The sequence below is a fragment of the Ruegeria sp. HKCCD6426 genome (genome assembly GCF_057221115.1).
Map to the genome: position 1 here is coordinate 107,062 of NZ_JBWVBF010000005.1, position 26,690 is coordinate 133,751.

Sequence of the window (26,690 nt, forward strand, 5' to 3'; positions counted from 1 at the left end):
GGAAACTATGCCAAGCGGTACTGCCACTCCCTTCGGCTTCTTGGGAAGGATTGACGCCGTCATCGGACGGATCGAAGTCTGGATCCTGGGCTGGGGGATCATCCTGATGGCTGCAAACACGATTGCCAATGTCATTGGGCGCTATGTGTTCAACCAGTCCATCTATTTTTCCGAGGAGTTAAACGAGTTCCTGATTGTCATCGTCACGTTCATGGGGCTGGGATATGCCACACGCAAGGGCATCCATATTCGAATGTCGGCAATCTACGACGCGTTACCGATAAAAATCCGCAAAGGGCTGATGGTCGTGATTGCAACGACGACGGCCGTGATCATGGCAGTTCTAGCCTGGTACGCGCTGGAATATGTGCAGAAAGTGGCTTCACGCGGGCGGATCACTCCGGCGCTGCAACTACCTCTCTATCTGACTTACGTCTGGGTAGTGATCGGCTTGAGCCTCGCTTCATTCCAATACCTGCTGACGGCGATCCGGAACCTGAATTTTGCCGAGAAAGACGTCTATGTCTCGTACCTCGAAATTGACAGTTATGAAGACCCGGAAACGGCGGCAGCCATCAAGAAATTCGAAGAATCCGCGGAGGCAGACAAATGACTGAATTGATGCTTGCCGTCATGATCGTCCTGCTGCTTGCGGGCTTTCCAATGAAAATGCCGCTAATCTCGGCAGCGGTACTGGGTTTCCTCGTCTATTTCCCCGAAATGAACATGCAGATCCTGATTCAGCAAATGATCGGAGGCGTTAAACCTGCTGCATTGATCGCAGTACCAATGTTCATTCTGGCTGCCGACATCATCACGCGGGGGCACTCCGCCAACCGGCTGATCGATCTGGTGATGAGCTTCATGGGCCATATCAAAGGCGGGCTAGCTATTTCCGTCACATCGGCCTGCGCGCTGTTCGGCGCGGTATGTGGTTCGACCCAGGCCACAGTTGTGGCCATCGGTGGAGCGATGCGTCCGCGCATGCTGAAATCGGGTTACAGCGACAGTTTCTCGATCGGTCTGATCGTGAACGCCGCCGATCTGGCATATCTGATCCCGCCATCCATCGGCATGATTATCTATGGCGTCGTGTCGGGCACCTCGATCTCGCAATTGTTCATTGCTGGCATCCTGCCGGGTCTGCTGATCGTGGTGTTGTTCTCGGCCTATTGCATGTTTTATGCCTATCGCCACGACATTCCGGTACTGCCCCGCGAAGGCTGGGGGCAACGCTTCACCGCCCTGCGCAAGGCGTTGTGGCCGATGGGCTTCCCCGCCATCATCGTGGGCGGCATCTATGGCGGTGTCTTTTCACCGACCGAAGCTGCTGCGATCTGCGTACTCTATGCCGTCGTGCTCGAGGTGGTGATATTCCGCTCGATCAAGGTTGGGGACCTATTCGACATCGCCCTGTCTACAGGCGCTATCACCTCGGTCGTGTTCATCTTGATCGCGGCAGGCGCCGCGTTCAGCTGGACACTTAGCTTTGCACAAGTACCGCAATCCATCATTGCCGCGCTAGGGCTGGAACAGGCTAGCCCTCTAATGGTTCTGCTCGCCATCAACATCGCTTTCTTTGTCGGATGCATGTTTGTGGACTCGATCGTGGTAATCCTGATCCTGGTCCCTATCTTTGCCCCGATGATCAAGGCCAGCGGTCTGGATCCAGTGCTTGTCGGTGTCCTGATCACGCTGCAAGTTGCCATCGGCGCGGCTACTCCCCCCTTTGGCTGCAACCTGTTCACCGCAATCGCCGTCTTCCGGCGACCCTTTGTTGAAGTCGTACGTGGAGTGCCACCGTTCCTGATCATTCTTTTGATTGTGACCGGGTTGCTGGTAGCCTTCCCTCAAATCGCCCTGTTCCTGCCGGAACTGGCCTATCGCTAAACCATAAGAAACGGAGAAATCATGTCGGGACATGGTTATGAAGCTGGTCGTCTGAATCTGCCTTTTGTCGGCATCTCGACCTTTGGTAAGAAACCCTATGTCGAAAATTGGGACGAGATCGACGCGGATGTGGCGATCCTTGGGGCGCCGTTTGACTTCGGTTGTCAGTTCCGGCCTGGCGCGCGCTTCGGTCCCCGTTCCGTGCGCGAAGCATCGACCTTGTTCAGCTTTGGTCACGCAGGTGCATATGATCACGAAGATGATGCTACCTATCTGGGCAGCGATGTACACATCGTGGATCTGGGTGACGCCGACATCATTCACACAAAGACCGAAGAGAGCCACGCCAATATTGAGTATGGTGTGAAGAAAATCCTGGATGCAGGCGCGATCCCCGTCACCATCGGTGGCGATCATTCGGTCAATATTCCTTGTATCAACGCCTATGCCGAGGATTGCACCAAGAACGGCCCGCTTCACGTCATTCAGATTGATGCGCATTTGGATTTCGTCGATGAACGTCACGGCGTGACCGTCGGCCACGGCAACCCGATGCGTCGCGCGATAGAGAAGGATTATGTGACCGGCATGACCCAGCTGGGTATCCGCAATGTCTCGTCTACTGCGAAAGAGGGCTATGACGATGCCCGCGCGCGCGGTTCGGATATCTTGTCGGTTCGTCAGGTGCGCAAGTTGGGTACTCAGGGCGTTCTGGATCGTATTCCAGAGGCCAGCCGTTATTACGTTACCATCGATATCGACGCCTTCTGCCCGTCAATCGCTCCGGGCACCGGAACGCCCAGCCATGGTGGGTTCCAGTATTATGACGTACTGGAAATTCTACAGGGCCTGACCAAACGCGGCGATGTCGTTGGGATCGATCTGGTTGAAGTCGCCCCCGCATATGACCCCAGCGAAAGCACCCAGATACTGGCCGCACAATTGCTGTTGAACTTCATCGGCTTCATCTTCCACAATAAGGCCTGATCGGACAAATTGTTCTATCTAAACAAGGCATTTCACGTGCCTTGTTTTTACTTTGAAGATTGGGCGCAATCAGGACGACCTTTGCTCACGCAGGCTTTGCAAGGCCTGCAACATGTCGTCCAGCCCATGGCAGGGAACGGCGCCCAGTGCCGTCAGCTCCTCTGAAACATCCACGGGTAGGTCGGAGTTGGAGTTTTCGGCAATTTGGTTCAGTTTCCCTCCGATCAATACGGGCATTTCCAGCCCCCGCCGGAGCATTTGGTCCTGAACCGCCCGGGCATAGCTGAGGGCGATGCCGTTATAGGTGCTGACCGCGATCACGTCCGCCTCTACTTCGCAGGCGCTGGTCACAAGTGTTTGAGGATCCAGCGCAACACCCGCATCCGAAACCCGCACACCGAGCCCTTCAAGCGCTTGCCGCACCAGATAGGCGCCATGTTCATGCACGTCCGTCGTACCCAGAGCCACGTGTAGATCAGTCAGAGCTTCGCTTTTTTGGCAGTTCGTTCGAACCCAGCCTTGCGCCATTTCGTCCAGCTCCTGCGCCCAATCCGCCGGGACAAGCGGGCGGCGACGATCACCGGTCTTATGCCCCTGCCCCCATAGCGCCTCCATTTGCTTGGCTCCGAGCCTGCGAATGGCCAGCATCAGAGCGGCCGGGTCAGTGATGTCGACCCCGCGCTCGGACAGGCCGGCCAAGGCTGCACTAGCAAATTTGCGCCCGCCGTTAATAAGTTTCTGCGCCAAAACGTCGATTATTTCACGATCAACCAATCGGGTGTAGCTGGGAGCATGCTCTGCCAACCGCGAAGCGAATGTCTGCGCATCCAAAATCTCATCCACATCCGGAATACGCAGATTTTCCGTGACAGGTACTGGATTGATCGCGTGACCGGTGTGGGCATGATTTAGCGCAGAGATATCAGCCAGCAGATAATTGGCGAGGCTGGCATAATTTGCCGCTGGTACGCCTCTATACGCGACCGTATTGCCGAAAATCATCGTACCGGGAGTTTCAATTTCTTGCGCCAGTGCGGCGAGAAAGGCTGACCGAGTCAGCGGGTCGGGAAAATGGTGCCCGAAACAGAACGAGGCCCGGGCTCCGATCAGGTCTTCAACGATGTGCTTTTCGATCAGCATCATGCCAAAGGCGCTGGTCACGTCCAGAAACAAGCCAGCAAAGCCATCATCCAAGTTGGAATGCACCAGAATTTCGCCCGGCTGAGCCGCGATCAGACCAAGCGCGGTGACAGTTGCCTCGGTTGTGGCAACGTCGTCATCCCAGAAGGGCAGCCGAAAGGTGAAGTACTGCCCCAGATTGCCAATCGCTGTCGCCCCGGCGGCAATAGCAGCCTGTGTATTGTGCAACGCCCCTGGCAACCCAAGCATGAAGTCCCCGAAATGGGCGGCAGCGGGGCTCGCATTGGTGATCCTACGAAAATCTTCGGGTCCAGACAGAATGATGCCAGTGCCGCGACCGGCGGTGGCGCGATGCTCGGGTGGATAGCCCATCGACCAATCCAGTGTGATGCCGAAACGGTCGATCTCAACTTCACGCGCCAAGCCCGTTTCATGCAGCCGGGTCATCGCATCAACTGTTCGGTCAATGCTGCGGAAACCAATATGCGCGTGCTGCATGATGCGCCCTTTGGCCGCCTGGGCACGTTTATACTCCGCTTCGGAAACCACGTTTTGGCTGTCCAGAAACAGGTTGCGACCCAAGGGCCACTCTGCGGCCATGGTGCGGCCCTGTTGCAAAAGCATCGAACCCGGCAGCATCCACTCTGCGGTCAGTTCTGGATTCGGTTTCATGAAAGATCCCTTTGCCTGCTTGCGCTCGCCCGTCGAAACAGATCTGCAATTCTACGTCGTTTCATTGGACTCAAGCCCAAAAACAACGACTGACGGCATTCAAGCGCCCATCCGGAACGGTTCCTATTCGGGTGCAGGGTCCACACTCTGCAACCGTTCGCGCACGGCCAGAACAGAGGAATAAGTCGAAACGCAGTAGGGCACCAGGTAAGTCAGAGCAATTTTGAAGATGGCCCCCACATCGAAAGAACCCGTAAAAAAACGGTCTCCATGGTTGATCACCGCCAATACGGTTCCAACAATGAGCGCAATTCTGAGGGACCGGATAACCACGCTGCGCTCGGTGGCAATTTCCCAGAACCCGTTGATTTCACCGCCGCTGGACATAATGTGATCCTGACATCTGGAAGTTCGATTTAGCTATCATGCCGTCGCTCGATAGCAGCTTCACCGAATTGAGCCAAGTTTCGCCAGAAAAATTGACGTGATGGGAATGGCTGTCTGCTCTGCTGCGACGTTTTCATTTAGCCAGCGCCATACACCTAAGTACTACAGAAGCGGGGGAAATCAGTGACTTCAGTATATACAACTCGGAATGCGCGAATGTATGTTTGGGCATCGACCTGACATTTGTTGGAGCCCCGCTATAGGAGGTGACCTGTGCTGAACATGACGCTACCCATCCCTTTGATCCTCGTTGCCGCGTTGCCGGCGGTTCTGGATCGATGCTCGGGAACTGATGCCAGCGCAGCCCTGGGTGTTCTGGCACGGGACAGGGTGGCTCTGACTGCGACCTCGAACGAGATTGTCGTGGACCTGCCGGTTCCCGAAGGAACGCTGGTCAAAGCGGGCGATATTCTCGTCCAACTCGACGGTACGTTGCAAACTGCAAAGTTGAGTTTGGCGCAGGCGGAGCTTGAAAAGGCTGAGGCAACGCTTCTCAAGCTTCAGGTCGGTCCGCGGCAAGAAGAGATTGCGATTGCAGAAGCCAAAGTTGCCGGTGCCGCGGCACGGCTAGCCGACGCCGAGGCGGTGTACGACCGAAACTCTCAGTTGGTGGTCAATTCAGTGGTGACCGAGGCACGTTTGGAACAGGATCTGGCCTTACGGGATTCTGCACGTGCAGAACTGGTCAGTGCGCGGGAATCTCTGAAGGAATTGCAAAATGGCACGCGACCCGAGGATCTGGCCGTTGCTGAAGCAAACGTTCGTGCCGCAAACGCTTTGGTCAAGGCCGAGAAAACTGTACTGGACGACCTGACCGTCGTCGCAACCCGAGATGGTGTGCTGGACTCCCTGCCCTGGAATTTGGGTGAACGTGTCACCACTGGAAGCCCGGTTGCCGTCATGGTCACCGGTCAAACGCCTTATGCCCGTGTTTACATTCCGGAACCTCATCGCGTGGGTATTAAACCGGGTGATAGTCTTGAGGTCCGCGTTGACGGACTGGATGACGCGTTAGAGGGCGTGGTGCGTTGGATCAGCGATGACGCCTCGTTCACCCCCTATTACGGGTTGAACAAGGACGACCGAACCCGCTTGGTTTATCTGGCGGAAATCGACTTGCCGGGCGCATCACCGGATTTGCCTGCTGGTGTCCCGGTACAGGTCAGGATGCCATGACCGACCTGGTGGTCTCGACGCAGGGTCTGACTCGGCGGTTCGGTGAAAAAACAGCTGTCGACAGCCTGGATCTGGAAATCCGAACCGGCCAGATTTATGGGTTTTTGGGTCCGAACGGATGCGGGAAGACAACAACCATGCGGATGTTGACCGGGTTGCTGACACCCAGCAGTGGCTCGGCCTCGGTTCTGGGTCGGCCGATGCCTGATGCCGCCGAGCCGCTGAAAAGCGAAATCGGCTATATGACACAGATCTTCTCGTATTACCGCGATTTAACGGTATTGGAAAACCTCAGATTTGCTGCCGAGATTTATGGCATCCCCCGGAAAAAAGCCGCGCCGCGGATTGAGGAGCTGCTCCACACCTATGATCTGACCGACAACGTCAATCAGCTCAGCGGCAGCATGAGCGGCGGCCAGCGGCAGAAACTGGCCCTTGCAGCGACAGTCATGCACCACCCAAAGCTGCTGTTTCTTGACGAACCAACTTCGGCCGTTGATCCGGAGACCCGCCGCACTTTTTGGGAGCAGTTGTTCGATCTGGTCGATGACGGCGCAACGATGATCGTGTCCACGCATTTCATGGATGAAGCGGAACGGTGCCATCGATTGGCCATCCTCGAACACGGTGTGAAAAAAGCCGATGGATCGCCACGGCAGTTGATGGAGGACCTACAGGCCGTCGTCGTCGAGGTCGAAGGCCCAAACCTGCGGAAGGTCAAACACGAACTGGATGGCAAAGCCAAAATACTGTCGACTGCGCAGGTCGGTTCGCGGTTGCGGGTTCTGATTGACAAATCCGAATCCAATCCGGTTGCGATGCTACAATCGCTTCTTGGTACTTTTTCAGATCTGTCTCTGACGCCTCAGCGCCCCAATCTGGAAGATGTGTTTGTTAGCGCAACACGTGGGGTAGGGTCATGATCTCTCTACGCCGCATCGCCGCTGTCCTGAGGAAAGAGCTGCTTCAGTTGCGGCGGGACAGGATGACCTTCGCCATGGTCATCATGATCCCGCTGATTCAGCTGCTTCTGTTTGGCTATGCAATCAACACCAACTTACGGCACGTCCCAGTGGCAGTTGTGGATCAGGCCAATACGGAATTGTCACGGACGTTGGCGCAATTGGTTCAGGCGACGCAGGTCGTGAACGTGACCGAACAGTTGGTAAACCCGGAAGAAGCTGAACAGGCAATCACGGAATCCCGCGTACGGGCTGCCTTCATCATCCCGCCGGACGTAGATAATCGGATCGCGCGCAGCCCCTCTGTCGGGCTAGGCTTGCCTGATACTACTAATCTGACCAGCAGCCGTCCGGTCGCGCACTGGATCGTCGATGGTTCCGACACGATGGTGGCCAGCGCGATCAAGTCCCTGCGCACGATGCCATTGACCGAGTTGTTGAAAATGCCGCCGAACCGGCAGGTGCCGACATTCGAGGTCACGCTCTATTTCAACCCCGAGCAACGATCCGCCGTCAATATTGTGCCGGGTCTCGTCGGAGTTATCTTGACCATGACAATGATCCTGTTCACTTCTGCCGCAATCGTCCGGGAACGCGAGCGCGGAAATATGGAGATGCTGATCAACACGCCGATCCGGTCAATCGAGCTGATGATCGGAAAAATCATTCCCTACATTTTTCTGGGCCTGTTACAGGTCGCGATCATACTTGGTTTGGGACACGTTTTGTTTGCAGTTCCAATGAACGGTGGCTTGGGTGCGCTACTTGTAGTGACGCTGCTGTTTATCATTGCCAGCCTGTCATTGGGGTTGGTCATTTCCACCCTCGCCCAAAACCAGCTTCAATCGATGCAGATGACCATTTTCGTCTTGCTGCCCTCTATCTTGATGTCCGGCTTCATGTTCCCCTTCGACGGTATGCCGCGACCCGTGCAGATCATCGCCCAGATCCTGCCCGCCACGCATTTCATGGACATGATCCGCGGGGTCGTTCTGCGCGACGCCTCGCTTTATGCGCTCCGCTGGGAAATTCTATGGATGATCGGTTTCGCAATCCTCGGGTTACTTGCGGCGACGCTCAGATTCAAAAAGCGCCTGGGTTAAGCCATTGAGATCACTTAATTCCATTACAAGCTGAATTGTTCGGCGGCGTAACACTATTGCACTAGGACAATTGGAGATTGGGCAGCTGATAGGCAGCCGTGACATATCGTAGAGACCGCGCTGGGTTGTGACGTCGATCTTGCGGAACAGGCAGTCCCTTGGCCCACCGGCCAACAGGTACCACTGGCCCTCTCCTGTGATCCTGGCAATGGGCTGTGCCTACTCCTAAAACATCATGTGGCCTTTTCAGTCGCTTTTGCCGGGCAAAGGGCCTGTAACCGTTCGGTCAACCAATCAGCACGCAGTTCGTCGATCCGGCGGCAGTTTTCCTCGACTCCGGCATCGGCAAGCACGGCGGCCACCTTGTCTTTCTTGCCGATGCGATAATCGATACCGATCACCGGACAGTCCTGACTGAGTGCGAATATAGCCGCGTGAAAACGCATTGCGATGACGGCATCCATCTTGCGCAAAAGGGCAACGGTCCCATCAAGGGACGCATCCGCCTGCCAAATACGGAAATCGGTTCCCGGCTCAAGATATTGAATGATCCTCCAGGCGCTGCGCAGATCCGACATGCCGAACTGGATCGCATTCATTGGAAAGAACACGAAACACGGATTGGCGCCGGAATTGCGGGCGTAGTCCATCATCCCCTGCGCCAGCTCGCGTTCGCACCGATCCTCGACCGCGCGGGTATGGGCGGCAGGGTCACGCCCCGGTTCGGCGGGAGTAAACAGCGAACCAATAGGCCGGATATTGATCCCGACCACTGGCCGACCCTCTGTTCCGGTCAACAAGGTATCAATCTGCTCAGGCTCGTGGGCGGGCAAACGGGTCAGTAGTTCGCCCCGAGTTTCCAGATAATCGAAAGCCGGGTCGCGGCCGATTTCAATTTCACATCCCTGAATAATCTGGCGGCGGGCATCGTCACGCGTCCGGATCGTAATCCGGTCGGCCAGTTTAACCAGTCGCCGGGCGGTGATTTCCGATGGTTTGCGCACAAAAGTCCCGGGGCCGATGCCTTCCATGACGAAGGGCAAACCACGCCGTTTGGCACGGGTTACGGTTTCCAGATGGCGTACCAGCTGTTTGGGCAGATCGGTCAGAGGTCCTCCGGCAAACACAACACCATCGATCGAAGACACCGCGGCGCGGATATTCGCGCCTGTGTATTCCTGCACTTCGATTTCGACAGGCACATCCAGCATCGGGATCAGATGGCGAGTATGATATGGCCGTTGCGTCATCAAGATTGCGCGGACAGTGCCATGTCGTTTGTGAATCCGGTGCAGGACACCACCTAAAATAGCGGCATCGCCGATATGCTCACCCCCATAGGCGCCAATCAACAATATATATGGCATTTCGGGGTCATCCCCGCCGGATCCGGTTGTAGACACGCTGCTTGCCCGCAAATGCGCGGGAACACCGCAGCCCAACACGTCGGCAACATCGGCAATCTTTGTCTTCAACACGTCTGTTGCAGCGGGCCCGCTGGGACCTTCGGGGCCTGGCCTTAGCAACGCCGCGCCAAGATCACCCAGGGAGCAGTGCCTTTCGGAAAATCCCTTAGCGCTGTCCAATTGGCCCCAAGGAGCGTCAGTCTCCGGACTGGGATTATCCGACAGTAACTTGCAAAGCCGCTGCAATGGGGCGATGCGGCTACGCTCAAGTTGCTCAAGTTCTTCGCCCAGCAGACGGTAGGCCACAAAATCCCAAGCAAACAACCGGTCTTCGCCCAATAAGCCAATGTCGGCCTGCCCAAGCGCCGACGGCGGCAGTAGCACTGTTGTGGCATTGTTCGCATTCGCCAGTGAGGCCAGAAATTCCAGCCGATAAACCAAAGGCGGCGTCAACGGGATCAGCCAACGTACGGCGCAATGGTGTTCTAGCAGAGCTAACGTTGCTGAAACGATCTGACTCAGCGGGCCAGCTTGACCGAGGACATGCGCCGGTACGTCATGAGTCTCCTTTAAAACAAAATCCGCCGTGAAGTTGATACTGCGCGATTGTGCAAAGGAGCTCAGTTTGGCAATTTCGCCCGGCGCCACCATGTCTGGATCCATTCGCAGCGTTATGCTTTCCAGTCTGGTGAGGTCTGCCAGTATTGAGATCAGTGTGCTACTGGCGAAATCAGCGTTCGGAAGGATGTTCAGAGCCACTTTCTCACCCGGTCGGATGGCCTGCAATTGCGCGGCCAGCTCCTCGGGCGTCCAACCGTCATGTAGGATGAGGTCTAGGGGGAAAGGGGTCATCACGATCCTAGTTTCTTGATTTCAGTCAGATCTCGGTTTGGTTTCAGCATAGCCGACGAATTCACCGGCCGACCAGCAAACCAGCAAGAACAAAGTCAAAGGTGCTGCAGCAATATACTTGCCAACATAACGACCCTTTGCCACCTGGCGACGGAAGTGTCGGAGAAACAGCACGAAAGGCAGCAGCGGCATGGCCAAGCACAGTTTCAACCGTTGGCCACGGGTGATTTCGCGCGCCCGCACCTGACCGAACATACGTGCCCAATGAAACCGTTCACCGGCAAGGGTTCCAACGCTGACTTTTGGCCGCATTTGTTCGGTGATGGCCGCATCAGACAGCATTAAACCTGCCCCGGCATCCCGCAACGTCCAGTTCACCTGCGCTTCCAGATATTTGACGTCCCATAATTCCCTGACCGACATTATTGCGTCTCTCTTGTAGACAATGTTCGTGTCGGTCACATATTCCGGGTTCTCCTCGGACAGAGGCGGCTGGTAGCGACCAAAATCGCAAAAGAAAATGGCCCAGTTCCACAGGCGGTTCACGCCGTTGGTCACAGCTCCACCAATCACACCGTGGTGGTGTTCGTCGTGCAGGCGGATCATCGTTGTAGCCCAATTCGGATCAGGGACGCCGCGATCCTCGATGATACCAATTAGTCGACCACGCGCCCTCTTCATCGCCTCGGAACGGCGGGTGTCGTAGAATGCATGCATCTCCAGCGGGTTCTTTGGAATGATGCCGTCCAGAATTTCCCCAAGGTCGATGAAGTCAAATTGGGGATAACTGTTGGCCAATTGTCCTGCCTCTGCCGACATATGGTCATAGGGAACCAGCACTTCGAACTTGGCGTCACCCTGTTGAGCGGCCAACGCGTCCAGACAGCGCGTCAGCACCGCCCCGCCATCGACAATCGTCATTACAATGCTCAAGTCAGGAGTGTTTGACATGGTTGCGCTGCCCTACCTGACTTTGCTCAACGCATTGCCCGGACCGAACCAGTACCCGGTCACCTCTCCGGCCCCCCAGGACAAGCAAAACGGAACAAGCAATGGCAGCGATTTGACGAGATGTCCGATATGTGTGCCCTTGGATACTATACGCTGGACAGTCCGGTAAAACATCAAAGGGGGCAGAGCAAAGGCAGCCGCCCCCATGGCCAGACGACGCGATAACGGAGCACCATCCACCCGGGCGCCAGCGTAGGACCGCGAATAAAGAAAGCGCTGCGAGAAATAGAGCCAGAACGTGTAATGCATCTTGTGCCCGACAACGATGTCAGGTCGCATGATCAGTTCGATGCCGTCGGCTTTCATCGCGTCATGCAGGTGGTTTTCCCATCTGTGCTGCGCCAGAATATCGCCATAGCGATCCAGAACGGATTTGCGATAGATCACGTTGTTTCCAGGCACCCCACCCGACGGACCCGATGGCAAAGGCGGCAGTGAGGCGCTGTATTCGCAGAGAAATGCGGCCCAGTCCATCAATGTCTCTGTGGCGGCGTTTTCGATTGCGCCGCCGACAACGTCATGACCTTCGTTCAGTGCATCCAACATTTGGCGAGCCCAATCAGGTGGAACGATCACGTGATCCTCGATCACTGCGACAGCCGGCGCCGTCGCAGCAGCAATACCGACCGCCCGCATTTCCGGGATCGTTGTTCCTTCAGCCACCGGTAGAATTACAGTGCTTGGAAAATCGTGCTGAGCGGCTTGCCGCACAGCTTCGCCCAGCCGGTCGACGACGATCACTTCCAGTTGGGCCGAACGTTGCGCAGCGAGTGCGTCTAAACAGCTTCTCAGATCATCATAACTGTTCACCGATGGAATGATGATTGAGAGGTCAGGTGCTGGCATGCCGTACTCCTGCACTGGTAAAAAAACACTAAAAACAAACTGAGCTGCGCACTGATATCTGTGTGCAAGCCCGGCTATGAGTTGTCAAGCACCCGGTACCTGCGGTTCAAAGCTCTTGCAGGTACCGTCAATCTACTTGGAGCGCCGCAAGTTTGGCCTGGCCTGAAAGGGCCTGAGCATGTCGATCAACCTGTGGACTGCAGATTTCATTTCCTCAACGCAAGCGTAAGCCAAAACCGGGGAGACTATTGACTTCCTCAGCAATTGGGCAGCTGCTGTACTGCATTTTCCTTTTGGCCCGACTTTCGGCTTAATGCCACTCATATTAGATCATTGTTTCCGAAGATGCTGATGTTTGGCGTGAGAACACGAATCAGGCGGGGGTCTCTTTGGCGTAAGCTATCCGCTGCAAATCCTGGTAAAGAGGTGTGATCTGGGTCAGACCTGCGGCGCAATAGACACCGGCGCAAATCAAAAATTGCAACTTTGGGTCATCCGAAAGCAATTGGGACAGCCCCAAGCCCACGCAGGCGGCTACCAGCGGCAGTACGACAGACTTGAGCAGCATCATGGAACCGATCAGACGGCGGGCCGCGACCTGAGTGACAATTCCGCTGGCCAGAAGGCCCGCGCAAAGCGCCAGCGCCGCACCGGGCGCCCCAAGAAACGGAATGCAGGCGACACCTGTGCCAACCAATACAATCGACCCGGCAATCTCGGCCCATAGAAGGTACTTCTGCTGCGCGCAGCCAATCAGTGACCATCGTGCATGGCCCGACAACATCCGGATCGGAACGGCCCAGGCAAGCACCGCCAACACCGGGCCAGCGGTGCGATAAGTTGAGCCAAAAACCAACCCCATGATCTGTGTACTCAGAATGGTCAGAAGCAGCGCCAGCGCAATCCCCGCCCAGGCAACCAGATGCACTGAGGATTGCATAACCTGGCCCCATACCTTGCGATCATTCAGTACCGTCCGGGTAATCACGGGATAAAGATTGAAGTGATATACAAAGCTCAGCGTCATGAGCGAAATTACGATCCGCTGCGCGGCACCCAGCCAGGCCGGACCGGTGTTATCCGTCAGGCTGACCAACAGGAACATCGGCACGTAAAGCATGAATGCCCACAACATGTTGGCCAAACCAACTGAAAAGCCTTCTTTCAAGAAAAACAGGGCGGCGCGTGGAGGCCAGCCAAACCGGAAAGGCACAGTCCATGTGTATTGAGCAATCAGATAGAACGCAGATACTGCTATGACTGCGACCAATTCGATCCACCCCACGGTCAACATGCTGCTTCCCGGAGCCACGAACACAAACACTCCACCGGCAAAAATCGCGGTCCGGATCGGTTGTGCCAATGCGGCGATGCTCATTTTCTCATACCCCTGCAATAGCCATTCCTGCTTGAATGGCACTGCCAGAAGGGACAGCGCGTAAATCCAGATGAGCAGTGTGATTTCAGGGTCCTGGCTGGTGTAGTACCCGGCAATTCCCACGACCGGGATCACAATCGACGCCAGCGCCAACCTTGCCACCGGCACCTGCGTCGCCAGTTCCTCTGCAAGCTCGGGTGTTCGCGTGAGTTCGCGCACACCGATGGTTCCGGCACCACATTCAATGACGATAGCTGAGAATGCGGCGATCGAAATTGCCAGTTCGATCGCACCATACTCGGTGGCGTCCAGCACGCGCGCCAAATACGCAAAAGCGACAAATCCGATCACCATGCTGACTGACTGTCCGCTGACCAGTGACACAAAGTCCCGAAACAGCTTGGGGCCCCGGTCGGACATGATATGAGCCAGCCGCTCGCGTGCGGTGTCGATGATCGACATGGTGTGGTCTTTCTATTTGACTGCTGGGCGATGTCCGCCGCTTAAGTCCATCATTCGCATCGCCCAAGCTCATGGCAAGGCCGGGATGAGTTTTGGTCATGTAGAAAGGCCCGATGATCGGTCATTGGACGGCCAAGTGGCTATACAAGTACGGTCAATTCGATAAAGTCCGGCCAAGTGCTGTTACCAGTTCTCGTTTTTTCAACAGGATTTCATATGTCAAATTCAACCCTCCACATCGGTATCGACGCCACAACCTGGTCTAACGATCGAGGATTTGGCCGCTTTACTCGGGAATTCATCACGGCATTGGCAGCTCGGGATAACGGATTTCGCTACACGCTGGTGTTCGATCAGACGCCGGCTTCTGACTGGCCCGTGCCGGACGGGGTGGAAGTGGCAACAGCCGCCACCGGCAAAGGGTTGAACGAAACAGCGGTGGGCGACACGTCACGCTCGGCTGGGTATCTTTGGACCATGGGCAAGCTGGTACGGCGCATGCAGTTTGATATTTTCTATTTCCCGGCCGTCTATTCCTATTTCCCGCTGTTGTCGCGGGTTCCCTGCGTGACTTGTTTTCACGACACGACTGCCGAACGGATTCCGCATCTGTTGTTTCCAACCAAAACCAACCATCGGTTGTGGCAACTTAAGACCTGGCTGGCCAAGCAGCAAATGACGCGGGCTATGACGGTCTCTGAAACATCTGCTGCCGATATGGAGTCGTACCTGAACATCCCGCGTAGCAAGATTGACGTTGTCACCGAAGCCGCTGATCCGGTGTTTCGCCCGATCAAGGACAAAGGCGTTGCCATGGCCGCGCGTGAAAAACATGGGATTCCAGAGAATGCGGAATTGCTAGTCTATGTAGGCGGCATGAATGCGCACAAAAACATTCTGGGCCTGCTCAAGGCGATGCCGCAAATCGTGCAGGAGCGCCCGGAGGTGCATCTAGCCATTGTCGGATCGACATCCGGTAAGGGTTTTTGGGACAATGTGCCCGAATTGATGGCATTTGTCCGGGATAACCCGCCACTCGAACAACATGTGACCTTTACCGGTTATGTACCAGACGCAGAATTGGTCGAGCTTTTCGCGTCTACTGCGGCTCTGGTTTTCCCATCGCTGTGGGAAGGGTTTGGACTGCCAGCGGTCGAAGCGATGTCCTGCGGTGTTCCTGTGTTGTCCTCTGATCGAGGCAGCCTGCCCGAAGTGGTGGGTGATGCGGGGATTTACTATGACCCCGAGGATCTAGGAGCGATCCGCGACACGATACTTAAGTTCATTGGTGACGCAGATCTGCGCCGGACATTGACTGCCGCTGCATTACCTCGCGCCGCCGGGTTCAGCTGGGATCACGCGGCCAAGCTGGGTGAAGATAGTTTCCGCCGCTGCCATGACGATGCATCAGGCAACACGGCCTAATTCGCGTTAGCCCAGGTTAGTTCCACCCTTTTCCGCCGCGCAGCGGGCCAATCACAGAAAGTGGGTCGAAAAAGCCTCAGGAAGTCAAAACGATAAAGTGCCAGTTACTCTTTGTTGGCGTTTTTGGACCATTCTTATGACCGCCTCAATTTCGCATGTTCCCGATGTTCTCCAAGGCCACGACCTGTCCACTACCAGTGCTTTCGCGGACCGCTGCCGCAACCTGTAACGCTCTTAATCCGGCATGGCCATCTGCCAGCGGCACGTCAAGCTGACCCTCAATCATGTGCTGAAAATCCCGCAATTCCTCCTGGAAGGACAACAGGCAGGTGGATTGCCAGGTCTTCAACTTCTCTCGGATCATGATTTCGGGATAGAATTTACGCTGCCGTGTTTCCGGCCCATCTGTCGTGGGCTTTGAAATCAGAAGGCTCTGCATCGGCGCATACGCCCCCCGTACCATGCCCTTGTCCCCGTAAATTTCGACAAAGGATTTGTAGCCTTTCCATTCAGCCCAAGTCGCGTGATAGGTGGCGGTGATGCCATCTGGGTTTCTGAAAACTGCCATCGCGTTGTCTTCGGAGCCATTCACATGCCAGATATTCTCGGTCATCACCCCATAAACGGACGTGATCTCACCCAGGAAATAACGTGCAAGATCAGTCATGTGTATGCCGATATCCATCATGGCGCCACCGCCTGACTCCGGCATCTTGTATTCCCACTCATGCCCAAAATTGTGGAGACCATTATGACCTCCATAAATGCGCACATGGTCGATCTTTCCGATCTTTCCCGCGTCAACTGCTTCACGCGCAAAACTGACGAACGGGTAATAGCGTAGGTTGAATCCGACAGCGAGGACCCGATCCGCGGCCTTGGCGGCGTCTACAATGCGCTGGCCGCCTTCGACCGTGTTCGAAAGCGGCTTTTCGCACAACACATGCAAACCCCGAGCAAAGGCGGCCACACAAGCCGCTTCATGCAGATGTGGTGGGATGGACACGATCACTGCATCCATTTCTGTTTCGAGGAATGGATCGAGATCCGAATGCGCTGTTGCGTTGGTGCCTGCAACTGCCGCTTCTGCGGCTTGCTGGTTCACATCGACAACTGCAACAAGTTCGGCGGTGGGGTCCGCAATGATCGACTGCACTCGCAACTTGCCGATCTTGCCTGCACCAACAACACCAATACGCATTATGTCTCTCCTCAACTTCTGGTAAAAAATTCAATCGGTAACGTAATTCATTCGCTACAACTATTCATACAGGCTGTAGGTTGTCATTCCCAAAATGAACTAATTAAGGCTCAAAGCCCGGCTCTACACATCAGAAGCCATCCAAAGATCGTCCGGTAACCAATTTTTGTGAAATACGCCTACCGAACGACCACTTCGATCAATAGCCTGAAGTGAGGCGGAAGTGATTGGTGCGGGGCCGAAATACAATTCGCGCCCCGCAGCCAAGCTTATCAGTAGAAATACGGCAGGTTTTTAGCTCGTGCGGCTCGAACCCAATTGGGCACAAAGGGAACAATCTTGTCCTGCGAGGGCACCATAATCTCGATGAAATTTGCACCGGGATTTGCGATTGCCTCGGATAGGATCGGCTCGATATCTGCCTCACACGTAATGCGCGCAGTCTTGAAACCAAAGCCTTCCGCCACTTTGACATAGTCAACGCGCCCAAAGTCGGTCGACCAGGGCTCATCTATGTCATCCAACAAGATGGCCTCACCCCGGATCCAGCCAAATGTGTCATTTCGGGTCAGGATCACAGTGACGTTCTTGCCACTGCGTTTCAGGGTTTCCATGTCGCCTATCACAAATCCAAACGAACCGTCGCCAGTGAAAGAAATAACGGGACCGTCATTGGCATACGCCGCGCCCAAAGCAGCAGGGACCGAATACCCCAGGGCACCCATCGAATAGTTGGTGATGTAACGGCGCCCGGGCTTTCGGAAGGTCAGCAAGGCAGAAGGGTAGATTGCACTAACGCCCGGCTCTGAGGTCACGACGGCATCGTCAGGCATGATCTTGTCCAGAACCTGAGACAGTTTAACCGGCGAGATCGTCCCTTCCGGCATCGGTATATTCGAGTTGAACACCTTGTCCAAAGCGGTCTGCTTGATCGGGTTCAAATCAACCTTTTCACGCAGTGTATCGGGGTAATCCGACTTAATAATCTCGACCATGTATTCCACGCTGGCGCGGGCATCGCCAACCATGCCAACCTTAACCGGAAAGTTGTTACCTACGTGGGCTTCGGCAATATCCAGATGCAGGAAAGCCTTCGTCTTTGGGTCACCATAGAGCTTCCAATGATCGGTCGCTGCGCTATCCGTGTTCGATCCGATGAAAAAAATGGTGTCAGCTTCGAGTACGTATTTGTTGGAATACTCCATGCCGCCACGACCGCCGATCACGCGCAGCGCGAGCGGATGGTCTTCGGGGATGGTGCCTTTGCCAGGGGTTGTTGTCCCGACCGGAATTTGCAGCAACTCTGCAAGTTCCAGAATCGCGTCGGTTGCCTTGGAGATCAGTGCACCCTGCCCGCAAACAATGGCAGGCTTTTTCGATGAAAGCAGCACGTCGATGGCCGCCCGGATCTTTCCATGATCAGCCACCGGGCGATGGGCCGGGTAGAAGCTGTAATCGGGTTCGGCATAGAGATCCTCAACGTCCGCCTCTTCACCAAAAATATTGATTGGTACGCGGATATGAACAGGGGCCGGCCGACCCGAGGTTGCAACGCGGAACGCTCGGCGCATCAGGAATGGGATTTCTCTGGCGTTGGTCAGCACAAAAGACTCTTTACAGATGCTATCGTACAGCTTGGTCTGATCGACACCCGTAAGCCCGTGTTTTTTGTCCTGATTGATCGGGATGTCCGAGCTGAAAAAGATTACTGGAACCGAGCTGAGGTAGGCCTCGGTTATGCCCGGGGAACAATGAGTTACACCAGGGCTTGGTGCCTCAAGTACACAAGGGCGCCCGGTGATTTTGGCATAAGATTCTGCGGCATACGAGGCCGTGCGTTCGTCACGGGTAAGCACGAATTCGATGTCGCTGTGCTCACGCCATTCCTTGTACCATCCGATGGTGGTTTCGCCGGGCAAACCAAACACATGTTTGACGCCATGAAGCTCCAGCATTTTAAGAATGATCTGTGCGCCATTCATGCGCTTGGCTTCTGAATAATCCATTGGTTTGCACCTTTCAGTGGCGATCTGCATACGTAACTGTATACAGAATTTTCGCAGTTTTTTATTTAGGCCAGTGGAGTATCCACGGCGTATTTCTCAAGCATTTCGGGGTCGACCTTCACGCCCAGACCGGGACCGGTGGGAACGTGAACCCTGCCATTTTTGACGGGAAAGGGTTCGGTCAGGATGTCTTCGGCAGCGTAGTAAGTTGCCATGTAGAATTCGCATTGCAGCAGCAGGTCTGGCACCGCAGCCATCAAATGCGCGCCTGCCGCATGAGCCAGTCCGGTTTCGAACATGCAGCCCCCATAGATTTCTACACCAGCCGCACGTGCAATTGCTGCTACTTCCAGCGCGCGGCGGATGCCGCCGGATTTCATGATCTTCAACGAGAAGATGTCCGCGATCTTATGCTGTACACCGAAAACCGCACCCTTGGGGTCGAACACACTCTCATCTGCCATGATCGGTGTGTCGATCACGTGAGTGATATGTGCCAGCACCTCGCGTTCGTGCATCTTGACCGGCTGTTCAACAAATGTCGGGCGGAACGCCTCCAGATCACGAATGCATCGCACTGCATCATAAGCTGGCAATCCCTGATTGTAGTCGATGCGGATGTCGGCTTCGTCACCGTAGATTTCACGCAGTTTTTCACAGCGCATCAGATCGAACTTGTGGCCTGCGAACCCGGTCTTGAACTTGAAGATACGAACCCCGTCTTCCCACATCGCAGAAATGTCATCGAGATCGGAGGCAAAGTCCGGGTTTGCGACCGAAAAGCTCATGCCCATACTGTCACGCATCCGTCCACCAACCAGTTCACAGACTGAAAGCCCGGTGATCTGACCGGTAATGTCCAGCAGCGCCATTTCAAGCGCGGCCTTGGCTTCAGGATGGCCGACCACAACCTTATCGGCAATGTTCATGTGTTTTTCGACCTGCACAGGGTCCTGACCGATCAAATGCGGACGCAGATGAACGTGCAGCGCTGCGGCATTGCCTTCGGCGGTACCAGTAAAAACCGGCCAGGGTGAGGCTTCACCCCAACCGGTGATACCTGTATCCGTCACGATTTCCACAATCGCAACGTTGATACCTGCCACGTCGCCACTACCGTGGGAATGGACGGCCTTAGCTGGGATTGAAATTCGGTGAACGCGAATTTCTTCTATCTTGTGATCGCTCACACTGTTCTCCATCAAGACTTGGCGGGGTGCGACTTATTGCGGCCGGACGACCAAAACACTGCAGGATGCATAACGGGACACGCGTGCAGCATTCGGGCCGATAAACAGATCTGTCACGGAAGGCCGGCTGGCGCCGATAACCACAAAACTGGCGCCGACTTCGTCTGCGTGTTCAATCAGTTTCTCATAGACCACCCCGCGCAGAACCTGCGTGTTGTGATCTACACCTTGCCAGTTAAAGGTCAGGCCATAGCTCTGAAGGTCGTTCAGCGCTTCTACGAGCACTTTTTCCCGCATATCGACGGGAATGTACTCCTGAACATAGCTGTTCTGCTGGTCAGGAATAACGAACACCAATTCAACCTTGCTGTCATGGCTTCGCGCCAGCGAGATCGCCTCTTTCACAACGAGGCTGTCTGCATCCTTGTGGACCAGGTCCACGGCGGCAAGAATAATGCCTTTGGTCATTTTACCACCCTCTTGATACCCGTACACCGGGAAAAGGGGGTTGGCCCGTTAACGGCCAACCGAGTTTACCATGTTGTCAGGCAAGTAAGTCGCCAGTTCGGGGAAGCCGATCAGGACGAACACCATTACCACCATGATCAGAAACAGCGGCAGCGCTGTTTTGGCGATGTACCCCATTTCATGTCGGGTAATCCCCTGCATGACGAACAGATTGAAGCCGATGGGCGGGGTGATCTGCGCCATTTCTACAACCACCACGATGAAGATACCGAACCAGATCAGATCGATGCCGGCTCCTTCGACCATTGGCTGAACGATTGCCATGGTCAGAACCACCGATGAGATACCGTCGAGGAACATGCCCAACACGATGTAAAACAGCATCAAGGCAAGCAGCAACGAAAAGCGCGACAGGTTCAGACCTTCGATGAATTCCGCCAACGCGCGCGGCAGGCCAGTAAAGCCCATGGCCAGGGTCAGCGCAATCGCACCCATCAGGATGAAGGCGATCATCGCCGATGTCCGGGTCGCACCCAGTAGGCTTTCGATAAACGCCTCTCTGGTCAGCGATCCTTGCAAGGCAGCCAGAATGAAGGCGCCTATGACTCCGATTGCTGCGGCTTCGGTCGCCGTGGCAAAACCGCCATACATCGAGCCGATGACGACCAAAATCAGCAGGATGATCGGGATCAGGAACCGGCTTTCATTCAGCTTTTGCCCAAAGGTCATCTTGTCCGCAATCTCGGGCACTTCCTTGGGCCGGATGAACGACCAGCCGGCAACATAGGCCATAAACATTCCGGCCAGAACGATACCGGGCAAAATGCCTGCCATGAACAGCTTCGAGATCGACTGTTCAACCGCGACTCCGTAGACGATCAAAGTCAGCGACGGCGGGATCATCAGGCCTAGCGTTGCCGCACCGGTCAGCGTGCCGATAATCATATATTCAGGATACTTACGCGCCCGAAGTTCCGGAATCGACATCTTACCGACTGTGGTGAGCGTGGCGGCAGAGGAGCCCGAGACAGCGGCGAATATCGTACACCCGACAATATTCACGTGCACCAGCCCGCCAGGCATCCGCTGCATCCAGGGGCTGAGACCGCGGAACATATCCTGTGATAATCGACTTCGGAACAGGATTTCTCCCATCCAGATAAACAGCGGCAGCGCCGTCAGAGTCCAGCTGGACGAGCCAGTCCAGATCCGGGTCAGCATCGCGTCGCCCGCCGGCCGCGTGGTGAACATCTCAAGCCCAAGATAGGCTACACCGAAAAGCGCAAGAGCGACCCAAACACCTGTTCCAAGCAACAAAAACAAGGCAAACAGGAAAATGAGTACGAGGTAGACTTGATCCATTGTGTCACTCCGCGTGTGCATCGACCCCAACGGATCGAATGTTGTCTTTACCCGCGAAGAGGGTGCAGATCAGGTTATCCAAAGCGCAGATCGCCAACAGCACGGTGCCGATTACCATCGACATCTGTGGAATCCAGATCGGCCAGGCATCCTGTCCCTGACTGATGTCGTTAAAGCGATAGCTTTCGTAGGTCAGCTTGATCGCGTATCGGGCGAACAGGAAAGTCAGATAGCTGGCAATCGCCCAGCACCAGATCTCGCCATATCTGCGGTATCGCCCCATCACGTTGAGCAGCAAGCTGACCCTGATGTGACTGCCGCTGTTCAGTGCATAAGGCAAAGCCAGGAACGACGCCGCAGCCATGCAATACCCGGTAAAATCGGGTCCGCCGACAACAATCTCACCGACCCAGCGAGACACCATCTGCATGGAAACGAAACACAGGATCAGGATCAAAAAGACAGCGGCAACGTATCCGGCCCAGCGATAGATGGCGTCCAAAACGGTACGCAAAAGACTGAAAAACGCCACGGCTATCCTCCTTTTCATGAGCCCCAGCGCCGATCCGACGCCGGGACAATTTCATTGCGGTTGGATTATTGAGCCGCCTTGAAGGCATCGACGATTTGCTTGCCCTGGTCCCCTGCGGATTCCAGCCACTCGGCAGTCATGGTTTCACCAATTGCACGCAGCTCGGCTGAAAGCGCATCACCGGCCGGACCAGTGGTCATCCCGTTTTTAGCCAGTTCGTTGACTGTGAATTCAGTGTACTGGATCGAGCGCCAGTCTCCGGCATATTCAGCTAAAACCGCACATCCGTTCACCACATTCTTGGTGGCCTCATCCAGACCATTCCAGGCATCCGTGTTCACCATCACATAGTTGCGGGGCATCCATGCATCCACACCATAATAGTGCGAGAGGCTCTCCCAGACCTTACGGTCGTATCCGGTGGACCCCGACGAAACCATGCCTTGTGCAACGCCGGTGGCGAAGGCCTGGCTGATTTCGGCTGCTTCGATCTGTACCGGCAACATACCGGCCAGTTCAGCCAGCCGGGCAGAAGCGGAGTTGTAAGCGCGGAACTTCAGACCCTCAGCATCGGCCAGAGAATTCACTTCACGGTCAAAATAAAGCCCCTGCCCAGGCCACGGAACGGAATATAGAAGGTGCAGGTTTTGCTCGGCCAGCAATTCCGTCAGGGGTCCTTTGGCGGCTTCCCAAAGCTTCTCGGAGGCTTCGAATGAGGTTGCCAGGAACGGTACGGAGTCAAAGCCAAACAGCGGGTTTTCATTCTGGTGACCGGACAGCAAGCGTTCGCCGATATTCACCTGACCGGTTTGAATGGCACGTTTGATTTCAGCGCCCGCATAAAGCGAACCCCCGGGGTGGGTCTGAATGGTGAGTGCACCACCCGTTCCGATGGTCACGCATTCTGCGAATTCCGCACCGGTTGCCGAGTGGAAATTGGTGGCCGAATACGCCATCGGCATATCCCAGGTTTCCGCCGATACAGCAACGCTTGATGCGGTTAGGACAGCGACGCTGGCGGCGAGCTTGGTAAGTGTGGTTGACATGTTTGGCTCCCTTGTTGCCTTGATTTTGCGCTCTGATGGCAGAGCGTTCTTGATTATTCAGTTAGAACCGCATCGGGTCATATGTGCTCAGATCAATATTGGTGCGATCATTGGTGATCAGCCCTGCCAGAATCCGACCAGTTTTGGGCCCGGCCGTAAGGCCAATATGATGGTGACCAAATCCGGCCAAAACGCCGGTGTTTCCAATTTCACCGATCAGCGGCAGACTGTCTGAAGGTGCTGGACGATGACCCAACCAGCTACTTTCGCTTTCAAATTTCAGGTCAGGAAAACTCTCCAATACTTTGCGCCTGAGCAGATTGAGCGGTGCTTTCGATGGACCCGCCTCCAGACCTCCGAACTCCACCACCCCAGCACAGCGCAGCCTGCCCTCCATCGGCGTGGCCACAAATTTTCCTGTTGCCACCATCATCGGCGTCGCCGGCCCATTTTCAGGCGCGGTAAATTCCATATGGTAGCCGCGCTCACTTTCAATCGGTACTGAAATCCCAAGCTTTCTGGCCAACTTCTTAGACCAAACACCGGTTGCCAGAACCACTTTGGTGCAGCTCAACTTCCCATCGCTGGTCACAACAGACGTAACCTGGCCATCAGTCAGCTCGAAGTCGACAACCTCTGTTTGGCGAAAAACAGCACCCAGCTTTTCGGCTTCGGTAGCCAGAGCGGCAATATAGGCACCCGGATTACGGCTGAACCCGTGGTCATGCATAACTGCAAGCAAGTTCAATTCCGGGGATAGATTGGGTTCAAATTCCCGAACTGCGCTGCCCTCCAGAATCTCGGGCTCAAACCCCGCTACTTTGCGCAACATCCAGGTGTAGTCGTCGGCCTCGAACGCCGCCCGTGAGGGGTAGACAAAGCTATAATCGCTGGTCTGTATCCATTCCGCCGCATCAGTGTCCTTGGTCAATGACAGATGCTGTTCGACCGTGTCGCTTGTCAGCGGGGTAAGCCCCTTTGCAATGCGCTGTGTATCCTTGTCATTGGCGTTCGACATATACCGCAGCAACCATGGTATTAGACGCGGTACATAAGACCAGCGCAGAAACAGCGGAAAATTCGGGTCCATCGCCATACGCGGACCTTTGAACATCAGGCCAGGCGCTGTTACAGGCGCCACCGAACAGGCCGCTAAAACTCCGGCGTTGCCATAGGATGCAGCCTTTTCGTCCCCGGGCGGGTTGCGATCTATGATGGTGACATCAACACCCTTTCGCCGCAACCAGATGGCAGTCGACACGCCCACGATCCCGGCACCGATAACGACTACTTGTTCGCCCTTGGAGTTCATCATCCCTCACCGTACCCAGAATCATTTGGGTGTGTACTATATTCTGAACTGTATACAGTCTTGTAGAATTCTGTGAAGACAATTGTTTATTTTGCGGCTGTCTCTGCTAAAACAGGGCAACCGAGACTTACCAGAGAGTACAATGTCCAAATCGGAAGGCAGCGTGGAAAGAGCCTATGAGGCGCTGCGCAAAATGGCGATAAATTTCGAGTTCAAGCCGGGCGAGCGGTTGAACGAAACTGCGTTGACGAAACGTTTGTGCGTCAGTCGAACACCATTGCGCGAAGCGCTTAATCGATTGGTATCAGAAGGTTTTTTAACCTTTGAGCTAGGCAAGGGGTTCTTCTGCCGACCACTGAGCCCAGAAAAGGTTTTTGAGCTTTATCAGCTAAGGTGCGCGCTTGAGACCGAGGCGCTGATACGCGCAATCGAATCCGCTGCAGATGAGGATATCGACTCGGTGGTGGCCTATCTGGACGAGATAGAAAAATCCTACTCGGCTTGCACTGATCTGGACGAATTGCTGCGAATGGATGAAGAGTTCCACATCAAAATGGCATCGCTTTCCGGCAATCAGGAACTGATCAAACTGCTGTGTAACGTCAACGAACGCATCCGGTATGTAAGGATCATCAACTTGCGCCTGCTACGGGACCGGCGCGATGATACAGATACCGATCAGGCATCAATGTCCGCCCATCGAGCCATTCTGGACGCCGTCAAGGAACGCACCCTAGATCGCGCAGTGGCGGCGTTACGAGGCCATATCGAACGGCGCAGCGAGCAAACCGTTGAATTGGTCCGCGTTGCCTATTCACAACTATATGTCCCCGGTGGCTAGCTTTGAGGCCGCTCGTCTAGTGGTGCGGAGAATGCACCGTCAGGGTTTTCTTCCGGCCAGACCAAGCAATGGATCATCAAGCTCTGCTGGAAAGCGGTCCGGAACCAACGCCTGATGGAACCAGCGAACGAAGCTGTAGATCGAGAACACCGGCAGGCCCGTCAGTTTGCGCACATCGGCAGCGTAGGGCGTCATATTGGTGCATTCCAGAATGATGGCTCCGACATCTTCATGCTCTGTAACCAGTTGCCGTGCTGCCGCCAGCATGTCTTCTCGGCAAGCCGCAAAGTCGATTTCGGGAGCATCGCCCAGAATATCGCGTGTGAACACGCTGCCACCCTCGGTACCAACAACCGGTGTATCAAGTGGAACATTTGCCGCTTCCAGATGCGCGGGGGTTAGTGTCTCCTTTGAGATTGTCAGAATACCGGGGCGCTTGCCCGGAGGAAGCATCGCCTGCACCATTTGCGTCTGCATCAAAGACGAAGTTGCGACGGGGACGGGAACTGCCTGCGCCAGTTGATCCTGCACGATCGACAGAAAGCCACAATTGGTGGTGATACCATCACAACCACTCGCGACTAGATCCTTTGCTGCTTCGATGAAATTACCAACCAGTTCACGGGCATCGTTGCGCACCACCCGGTCCGGCGTAGCGCTGCGAACAATCCGGTATTGCACCGGAAAGGGCCAGGTTGTGGCATTGCCGATGTCACCAGGAATCCTAGGGAACTGAGTTTCAAGCATAAGAATGCCAAGATTGGCGCCGTATACGGTTTTACCGCCGTGACAGGTGTGCATTGGGTTCTGCCTTACAATCGGAAACTTGTAGACATTACTGTATACAGTTCGAAAGAGAGTCAATCTGGAATCCTTAGAACCCAGAATCCCGGTCAAAACTTCTGCTGCACATTCAACTTTCTCGTTGAACGCCGCTAACTCCCGCAATCAGATAGCGGCCGCACAGGCTCACAC

Annotated in this window: 23 protein-coding genes; 8 read left to right on the top strand and 15 right to left on the bottom strand. The window is 55.2% G+C overall.

All coding sequences use genetic code 11. The annotated features are described in order from the left end of the window. The first annotated feature begins 7 nt into the window (after window positions 1–7). Genes AC2TDA_RS15460 through speB form a run of 3 tightly spaced genes read left to right on the top strand, consistent with a single transcriptional unit; the run spans window position 8 to window position 2,877 of the window. Entirely contained in the window at window positions 8–613 is a 606-nt protein-coding gene (locus tag AC2TDA_RS15460; RefSeq protein WP_480879575.1) for a TRAP transporter small permease, read from the top strand. Then, the gene (locus AC2TDA_RS15465; RefSeq protein WP_480847362.1) at window positions 610–1,890 is read left to right on the top strand and encodes a TRAP transporter large permease; all 1,281 of its coding nucleotides are present in this window, start codon (window positions 610–612) and stop codon (window positions 1,888–1,890) included. Before AC2TDA_RS15460 ends, AC2TDA_RS15465 begins: the two co-directional genes overlap by 4 nt. Before the next feature lie 21 nt (window positions 1,891–1,911). Further along, window positions 1,912–2,877, top strand: a complete 966-nt coding sequence (gene speB / locus AC2TDA_RS15470) for an agmatinase (protein WP_480879576.1) — start codon at window positions 1,912–1,914, stop codon at window positions 2,875–2,877. Window positions 2,878–2,946: 69 nt separating this feature from the next. Here speB and AC2TDA_RS15475 read toward each other — a convergent pair whose 3' ends face one another. After that, window positions 2,947–4,689: a cobalamin-dependent protein gene (locus AC2TDA_RS15475; protein ID WP_480879577.1), complete on the bottom strand. Its 1,743-nt coding sequence runs from the start codon at window positions 4,687–4,689 to the stop codon at window positions 2,947–2,949. A gap of 123 nt (window positions 4,690–4,812) precedes the next feature. Further along, window positions 4,813–5,076: a nitrate/nitrite transporter NrtS gene (nrtS, locus tag AC2TDA_RS15480; RefSeq protein ID WP_480847357.1), complete on the bottom strand. Its 264-nt coding sequence runs from the start codon at window positions 5,074–5,076 to the stop codon at window positions 4,813–4,815. A gap of 282 nt (window positions 5,077–5,358) precedes the next feature. Here nrtS and AC2TDA_RS15485 point away from each other — a divergent pair, with 282 nt between their 5' ends. Genes AC2TDA_RS15485 through AC2TDA_RS15495 form a run of 3 tightly spaced genes read left to right on the top strand, consistent with a single transcriptional unit; the run spans window position 5,359 to window position 8,377 of the window. After that, window positions 5,359–6,312 (top strand): HlyD family secretion protein, encoded by a 954-nt coding sequence (locus tag AC2TDA_RS15485; protein WP_480879860.1) that lies wholly within the window; start codon window positions 5,359–5,361, stop codon window positions 6,310–6,312. Continuing rightward, window positions 6,309–7,235, top strand: coding sequence for an ABC transporter ATP-binding protein (locus AC2TDA_RS15490; protein ID WP_480879578.1), 927 nt, complete (start codon window positions 6,309–6,311; stop codon window positions 7,233–7,235). Before AC2TDA_RS15485 ends, AC2TDA_RS15490 begins: the two co-directional genes overlap by 4 nt. After that, entirely contained in the window at window positions 7,232–8,377 is a 1,146-nt protein-coding gene (locus tag AC2TDA_RS15495; protein WP_480879579.1) for an ABC transporter permease, read from the top strand. The genes AC2TDA_RS15490 and AC2TDA_RS15495 overlap by 4 nt, the downstream gene beginning before the upstream one ends. Before the next feature lie 233 nt (window positions 8,378–8,610). On the opposite strand, the gene AC2TDA_RS15500 is transcribed toward AC2TDA_RS15495, so the two are convergent. The 4 genes from AC2TDA_RS15500 to AC2TDA_RS15515 all read right to left on the bottom strand — a co-directional run bounded on the left by AC2TDA_RS15500 (window position 8,611) and on the right by AC2TDA_RS15515 (window position 14,332). Next, window positions 8,611–10,635, bottom strand: a complete 2,025-nt coding sequence (locus AC2TDA_RS15500) for a polysaccharide pyruvyl transferase family protein (protein ID WP_480879580.1) — start codon at window positions 10,633–10,635, stop codon at window positions 8,611–8,613. A gap of 21 nt (window positions 10,636–10,656) precedes the next feature. Then, window positions 10,657–11,556 carry a glycosyltransferase family 2 protein gene (locus AC2TDA_RS15505; RefSeq protein WP_480879581.1) on the bottom strand — a complete coding sequence of 300 codons (900 nt, stop codon included), beginning with the start codon at window positions 11,554–11,556 and terminating at the stop codon, window positions 10,657–10,659. Between the two features lie 42 nt (window positions 11,557–11,598). Continuing rightward, entirely contained in the window at window positions 11,599–12,492 is an 894-nt protein-coding gene (locus AC2TDA_RS15510; protein ID WP_480879582.1) for a glycosyltransferase family 2 protein, read from the bottom strand. A gap of 373 nt (window positions 12,493–12,865) precedes the next feature. After that, window positions 12,866–14,332, bottom strand: coding sequence for an oligosaccharide flippase family protein (locus AC2TDA_RS15515; RefSeq protein WP_480879583.1), 1,467 nt, complete (start codon window positions 14,330–14,332; stop codon window positions 12,866–12,868). A gap of 216 nt (window positions 14,333–14,548) precedes the next feature. On the opposite strand from AC2TDA_RS15515, the gene AC2TDA_RS15520 reads away from it, so the two are divergent. Next, on the top strand, window positions 14,549–15,757 hold the full coding sequence (locus tag AC2TDA_RS15520) for a glycosyltransferase family 4 protein (protein ID WP_480879584.1): 1,209 nt from the start codon (window positions 14,549–14,551) through the stop codon (window positions 15,755–15,757). A 145-nt stretch (window positions 15,758–15,902) separates the two neighbouring features. Here the strand turns inward: AC2TDA_RS15520 and AC2TDA_RS15525 are convergent, their stop codons facing one another. From AC2TDA_RS15525 to AC2TDA_RS15560, 8 genes are all read right to left on the bottom strand, one after another. Then, complete coding sequence (locus tag AC2TDA_RS15525; protein WP_480847345.1) at window positions 15,903–16,958, bottom strand: Gfo/Idh/MocA family protein; 1,056 nt, start codon at window positions 16,956–16,958, stop codon at window positions 15,903–15,905. A gap of 272 nt (window positions 16,959–17,230) precedes the next feature. Further along, the gene (locus tag AC2TDA_RS15530) at window positions 17,231–18,964 is read right to left on the bottom strand and encodes a thiamine pyrophosphate-binding protein (protein WP_480879585.1); all 1,734 of its coding nucleotides are present in this window, start codon (window positions 18,962–18,964) and stop codon (window positions 17,231–17,233) included. A 65-nt stretch (window positions 18,965–19,029) separates the two neighbouring features. Then, a complete protein-coding gene (locus AC2TDA_RS15535; protein ID WP_480879586.1) occupies window positions 19,030–20,154 on the bottom strand; it encodes an enolase C-terminal domain-like protein in 1,125 nt (374 codons plus the stop codon). Window positions 20,155–20,187: 33 nt separating this feature from the next. After that, window positions 20,188–20,622 (bottom strand): universal stress protein, encoded by a 435-nt coding sequence (locus AC2TDA_RS15540; protein WP_480879587.1) that lies wholly within the window; start codon window positions 20,620–20,622, stop codon window positions 20,188–20,190. 48 nt (window positions 20,623–20,670) lie between these two features. Continuing rightward, on the bottom strand, window positions 20,671–21,984 hold the full coding sequence (locus AC2TDA_RS15545) for a TRAP transporter large permease (protein ID WP_480879588.1): 1,314 nt from the start codon (window positions 21,982–21,984) through the stop codon (window positions 20,671–20,673). A 4-nt stretch (window positions 21,985–21,988) separates the two neighbouring features. Then, entirely contained in the window at window positions 21,989–22,516 is a 528-nt protein-coding gene (locus AC2TDA_RS15550) for a TRAP transporter small permease (RefSeq protein ID WP_480879589.1), read from the bottom strand. A gap of 65 nt (window positions 22,517–22,581) precedes the next feature. Then, window positions 22,582–23,562 carry a TRAP transporter substrate-binding protein gene (locus AC2TDA_RS15555; RefSeq protein WP_480879590.1) on the bottom strand — a complete coding sequence of 327 codons (981 nt, stop codon included), beginning with the start codon at window positions 23,560–23,562 and terminating at the stop codon, window positions 22,582–22,584. 61 nt (window positions 23,563–23,623) lie between these two features. Next, the gene (locus AC2TDA_RS15560; RefSeq protein ID WP_480847337.1) at window positions 23,624–24,874 is read right to left on the bottom strand and encodes an NAD(P)/FAD-dependent oxidoreductase; all 1,251 of its coding nucleotides are present in this window, start codon (window positions 24,872–24,874) and stop codon (window positions 23,624–23,626) included. Between the two features lie 142 nt (window positions 24,875–25,016). Between AC2TDA_RS15560 and AC2TDA_RS15565 the strand changes: the two genes are divergently transcribed. Next, window positions 25,017–25,715: a GntR family transcriptional regulator gene (locus AC2TDA_RS15565; protein ID WP_480879592.1), complete on the top strand. Its 699-nt coding sequence runs from the start codon at window positions 25,017–25,019 to the stop codon at window positions 25,713–25,715. 39 nt (window positions 25,716–25,754) lie between these two features. Here the strand turns inward: AC2TDA_RS15565 and AC2TDA_RS15570 are convergent, their stop codons facing one another. After that, complete coding sequence (locus AC2TDA_RS15570) at window positions 25,755–26,516, bottom strand: aspartate/glutamate racemase family protein (RefSeq protein ID WP_480879594.1); 762 nt, start codon at window positions 26,514–26,516, stop codon at window positions 25,755–25,757. Window positions 26,517–26,690: the final 174 nt, after the last annotated feature.

Coding starts and splice junctions, on each gene's coding strand:
- AC2TDA_RS15460 (WP_480879575.1), top strand. CDS start 8: ATGCCAAGCGGTACTGCCACTCCCTTCGGCTTCTTGGGAAGGATTGAC.
- AC2TDA_RS15465 (WP_480847362.1), top strand. CDS start 610: ATGACTGAATTGATGCTTGCCGTCATGATCGTCCTGCTGCTTGCGGGC.
- speB (WP_480879576.1), top strand. CDS start 1,912: ATGTCGGGACATGGTTATGAAGCTGGTCGTCTGAATCTGCCTTTTGTC.
- AC2TDA_RS15475 (WP_480879577.1), bottom strand. CDS start 4,689: ATGAAACCGAATCCAGAACTGACCGCAGAGTGGATGCTGCCGGGTTCG.
- nrtS (WP_480847357.1), bottom strand. CDS start 5,076: ATGTCCAGCGGCGGTGAAATCAACGGGTTCTGGGAAATTGCCACCGAG.
- AC2TDA_RS15485 (WP_480879860.1), top strand. CDS start 5,359: ATGACGCTACCCATCCCTTTGATCCTCGTTGCCGCGTTGCCGGCGGTT.
- AC2TDA_RS15490 (WP_480879578.1), top strand. CDS start 6,309: ATGACCGACCTGGTGGTCTCGACGCAGGGTCTGACTCGGCGGTTCGGT.
- AC2TDA_RS15495 (WP_480879579.1), top strand. CDS start 7,232: ATGATCTCTCTACGCCGCATCGCCGCTGTCCTGAGGAAAGAGCTGCTT.
- AC2TDA_RS15500 (WP_480879580.1), bottom strand. CDS start 10,635: ATGACCCCTTTCCCCCTAGACCTCATCCTACATGACGGTTGGACGCCC.
- AC2TDA_RS15505 (WP_480879581.1), bottom strand. CDS start 11,556: ATGACGATTGTCGATGGCGGGGCGGTGCTGACGCGCTGTCTGGACGCG.
- AC2TDA_RS15510 (WP_480879582.1), bottom strand. CDS start 12,492: ATGCCAGCACCTGACCTCTCAATCATCATTCCATCGGTGAACAGTTAT.
- AC2TDA_RS15515 (WP_480879583.1), bottom strand. CDS start 14,332: ATGTCGATCATCGACACCGCACGCGAGCGGCTGGCTCATATCATGTCC.
- AC2TDA_RS15520 (WP_480879584.1), top strand. CDS start 14,549: ATGTCAAATTCAACCCTCCACATCGGTATCGACGCCACAACCTGGTCT.
- AC2TDA_RS15525 (WP_480847345.1), bottom strand. CDS start 16,958: ATGCGTATTGGTGTTGTTGGTGCAGGCAAGATCGGCAAGTTGCGAGTG.
- AC2TDA_RS15530 (WP_480879585.1), bottom strand. CDS start 18,964: ATGGATTATTCAGAAGCCAAGCGCATGAATGGCGCACAGATCATTCTT.
- AC2TDA_RS15540 (WP_480879587.1), bottom strand. CDS start 20,622: ATGACCAAAGGCATTATTCTTGCCGCCGTGGACCTGGTCCACAAGGAT.
- AC2TDA_RS15545 (WP_480879588.1), bottom strand. CDS start 21,984: ATGGATCAAGTCTACCTCGTACTCATTTTCCTGTTTGCCTTGTTTTTG.
- AC2TDA_RS15555 (WP_480879590.1), bottom strand. CDS start 23,562: ATGTCAACCACACTTACCAAGCTCGCCGCCAGCGTCGCTGTCCTAACC.
- AC2TDA_RS15560 (WP_480847337.1), bottom strand. CDS start 24,874: ATGAACTCCAAGGGCGAACAAGTAGTCGTTATCGGTGCCGGGATCGTG.
- AC2TDA_RS15565 (WP_480879592.1), top strand. CDS start 25,017: ATGTCCAAATCGGAAGGCAGCGTGGAAAGAGCCTATGAGGCGCTGCGC.
- AC2TDA_RS15570 (WP_480879594.1), bottom strand. CDS start 26,516: ATGCACACCTGTCACGGCGGTAAAACCGTATACGGCGCCAATCTTGGC.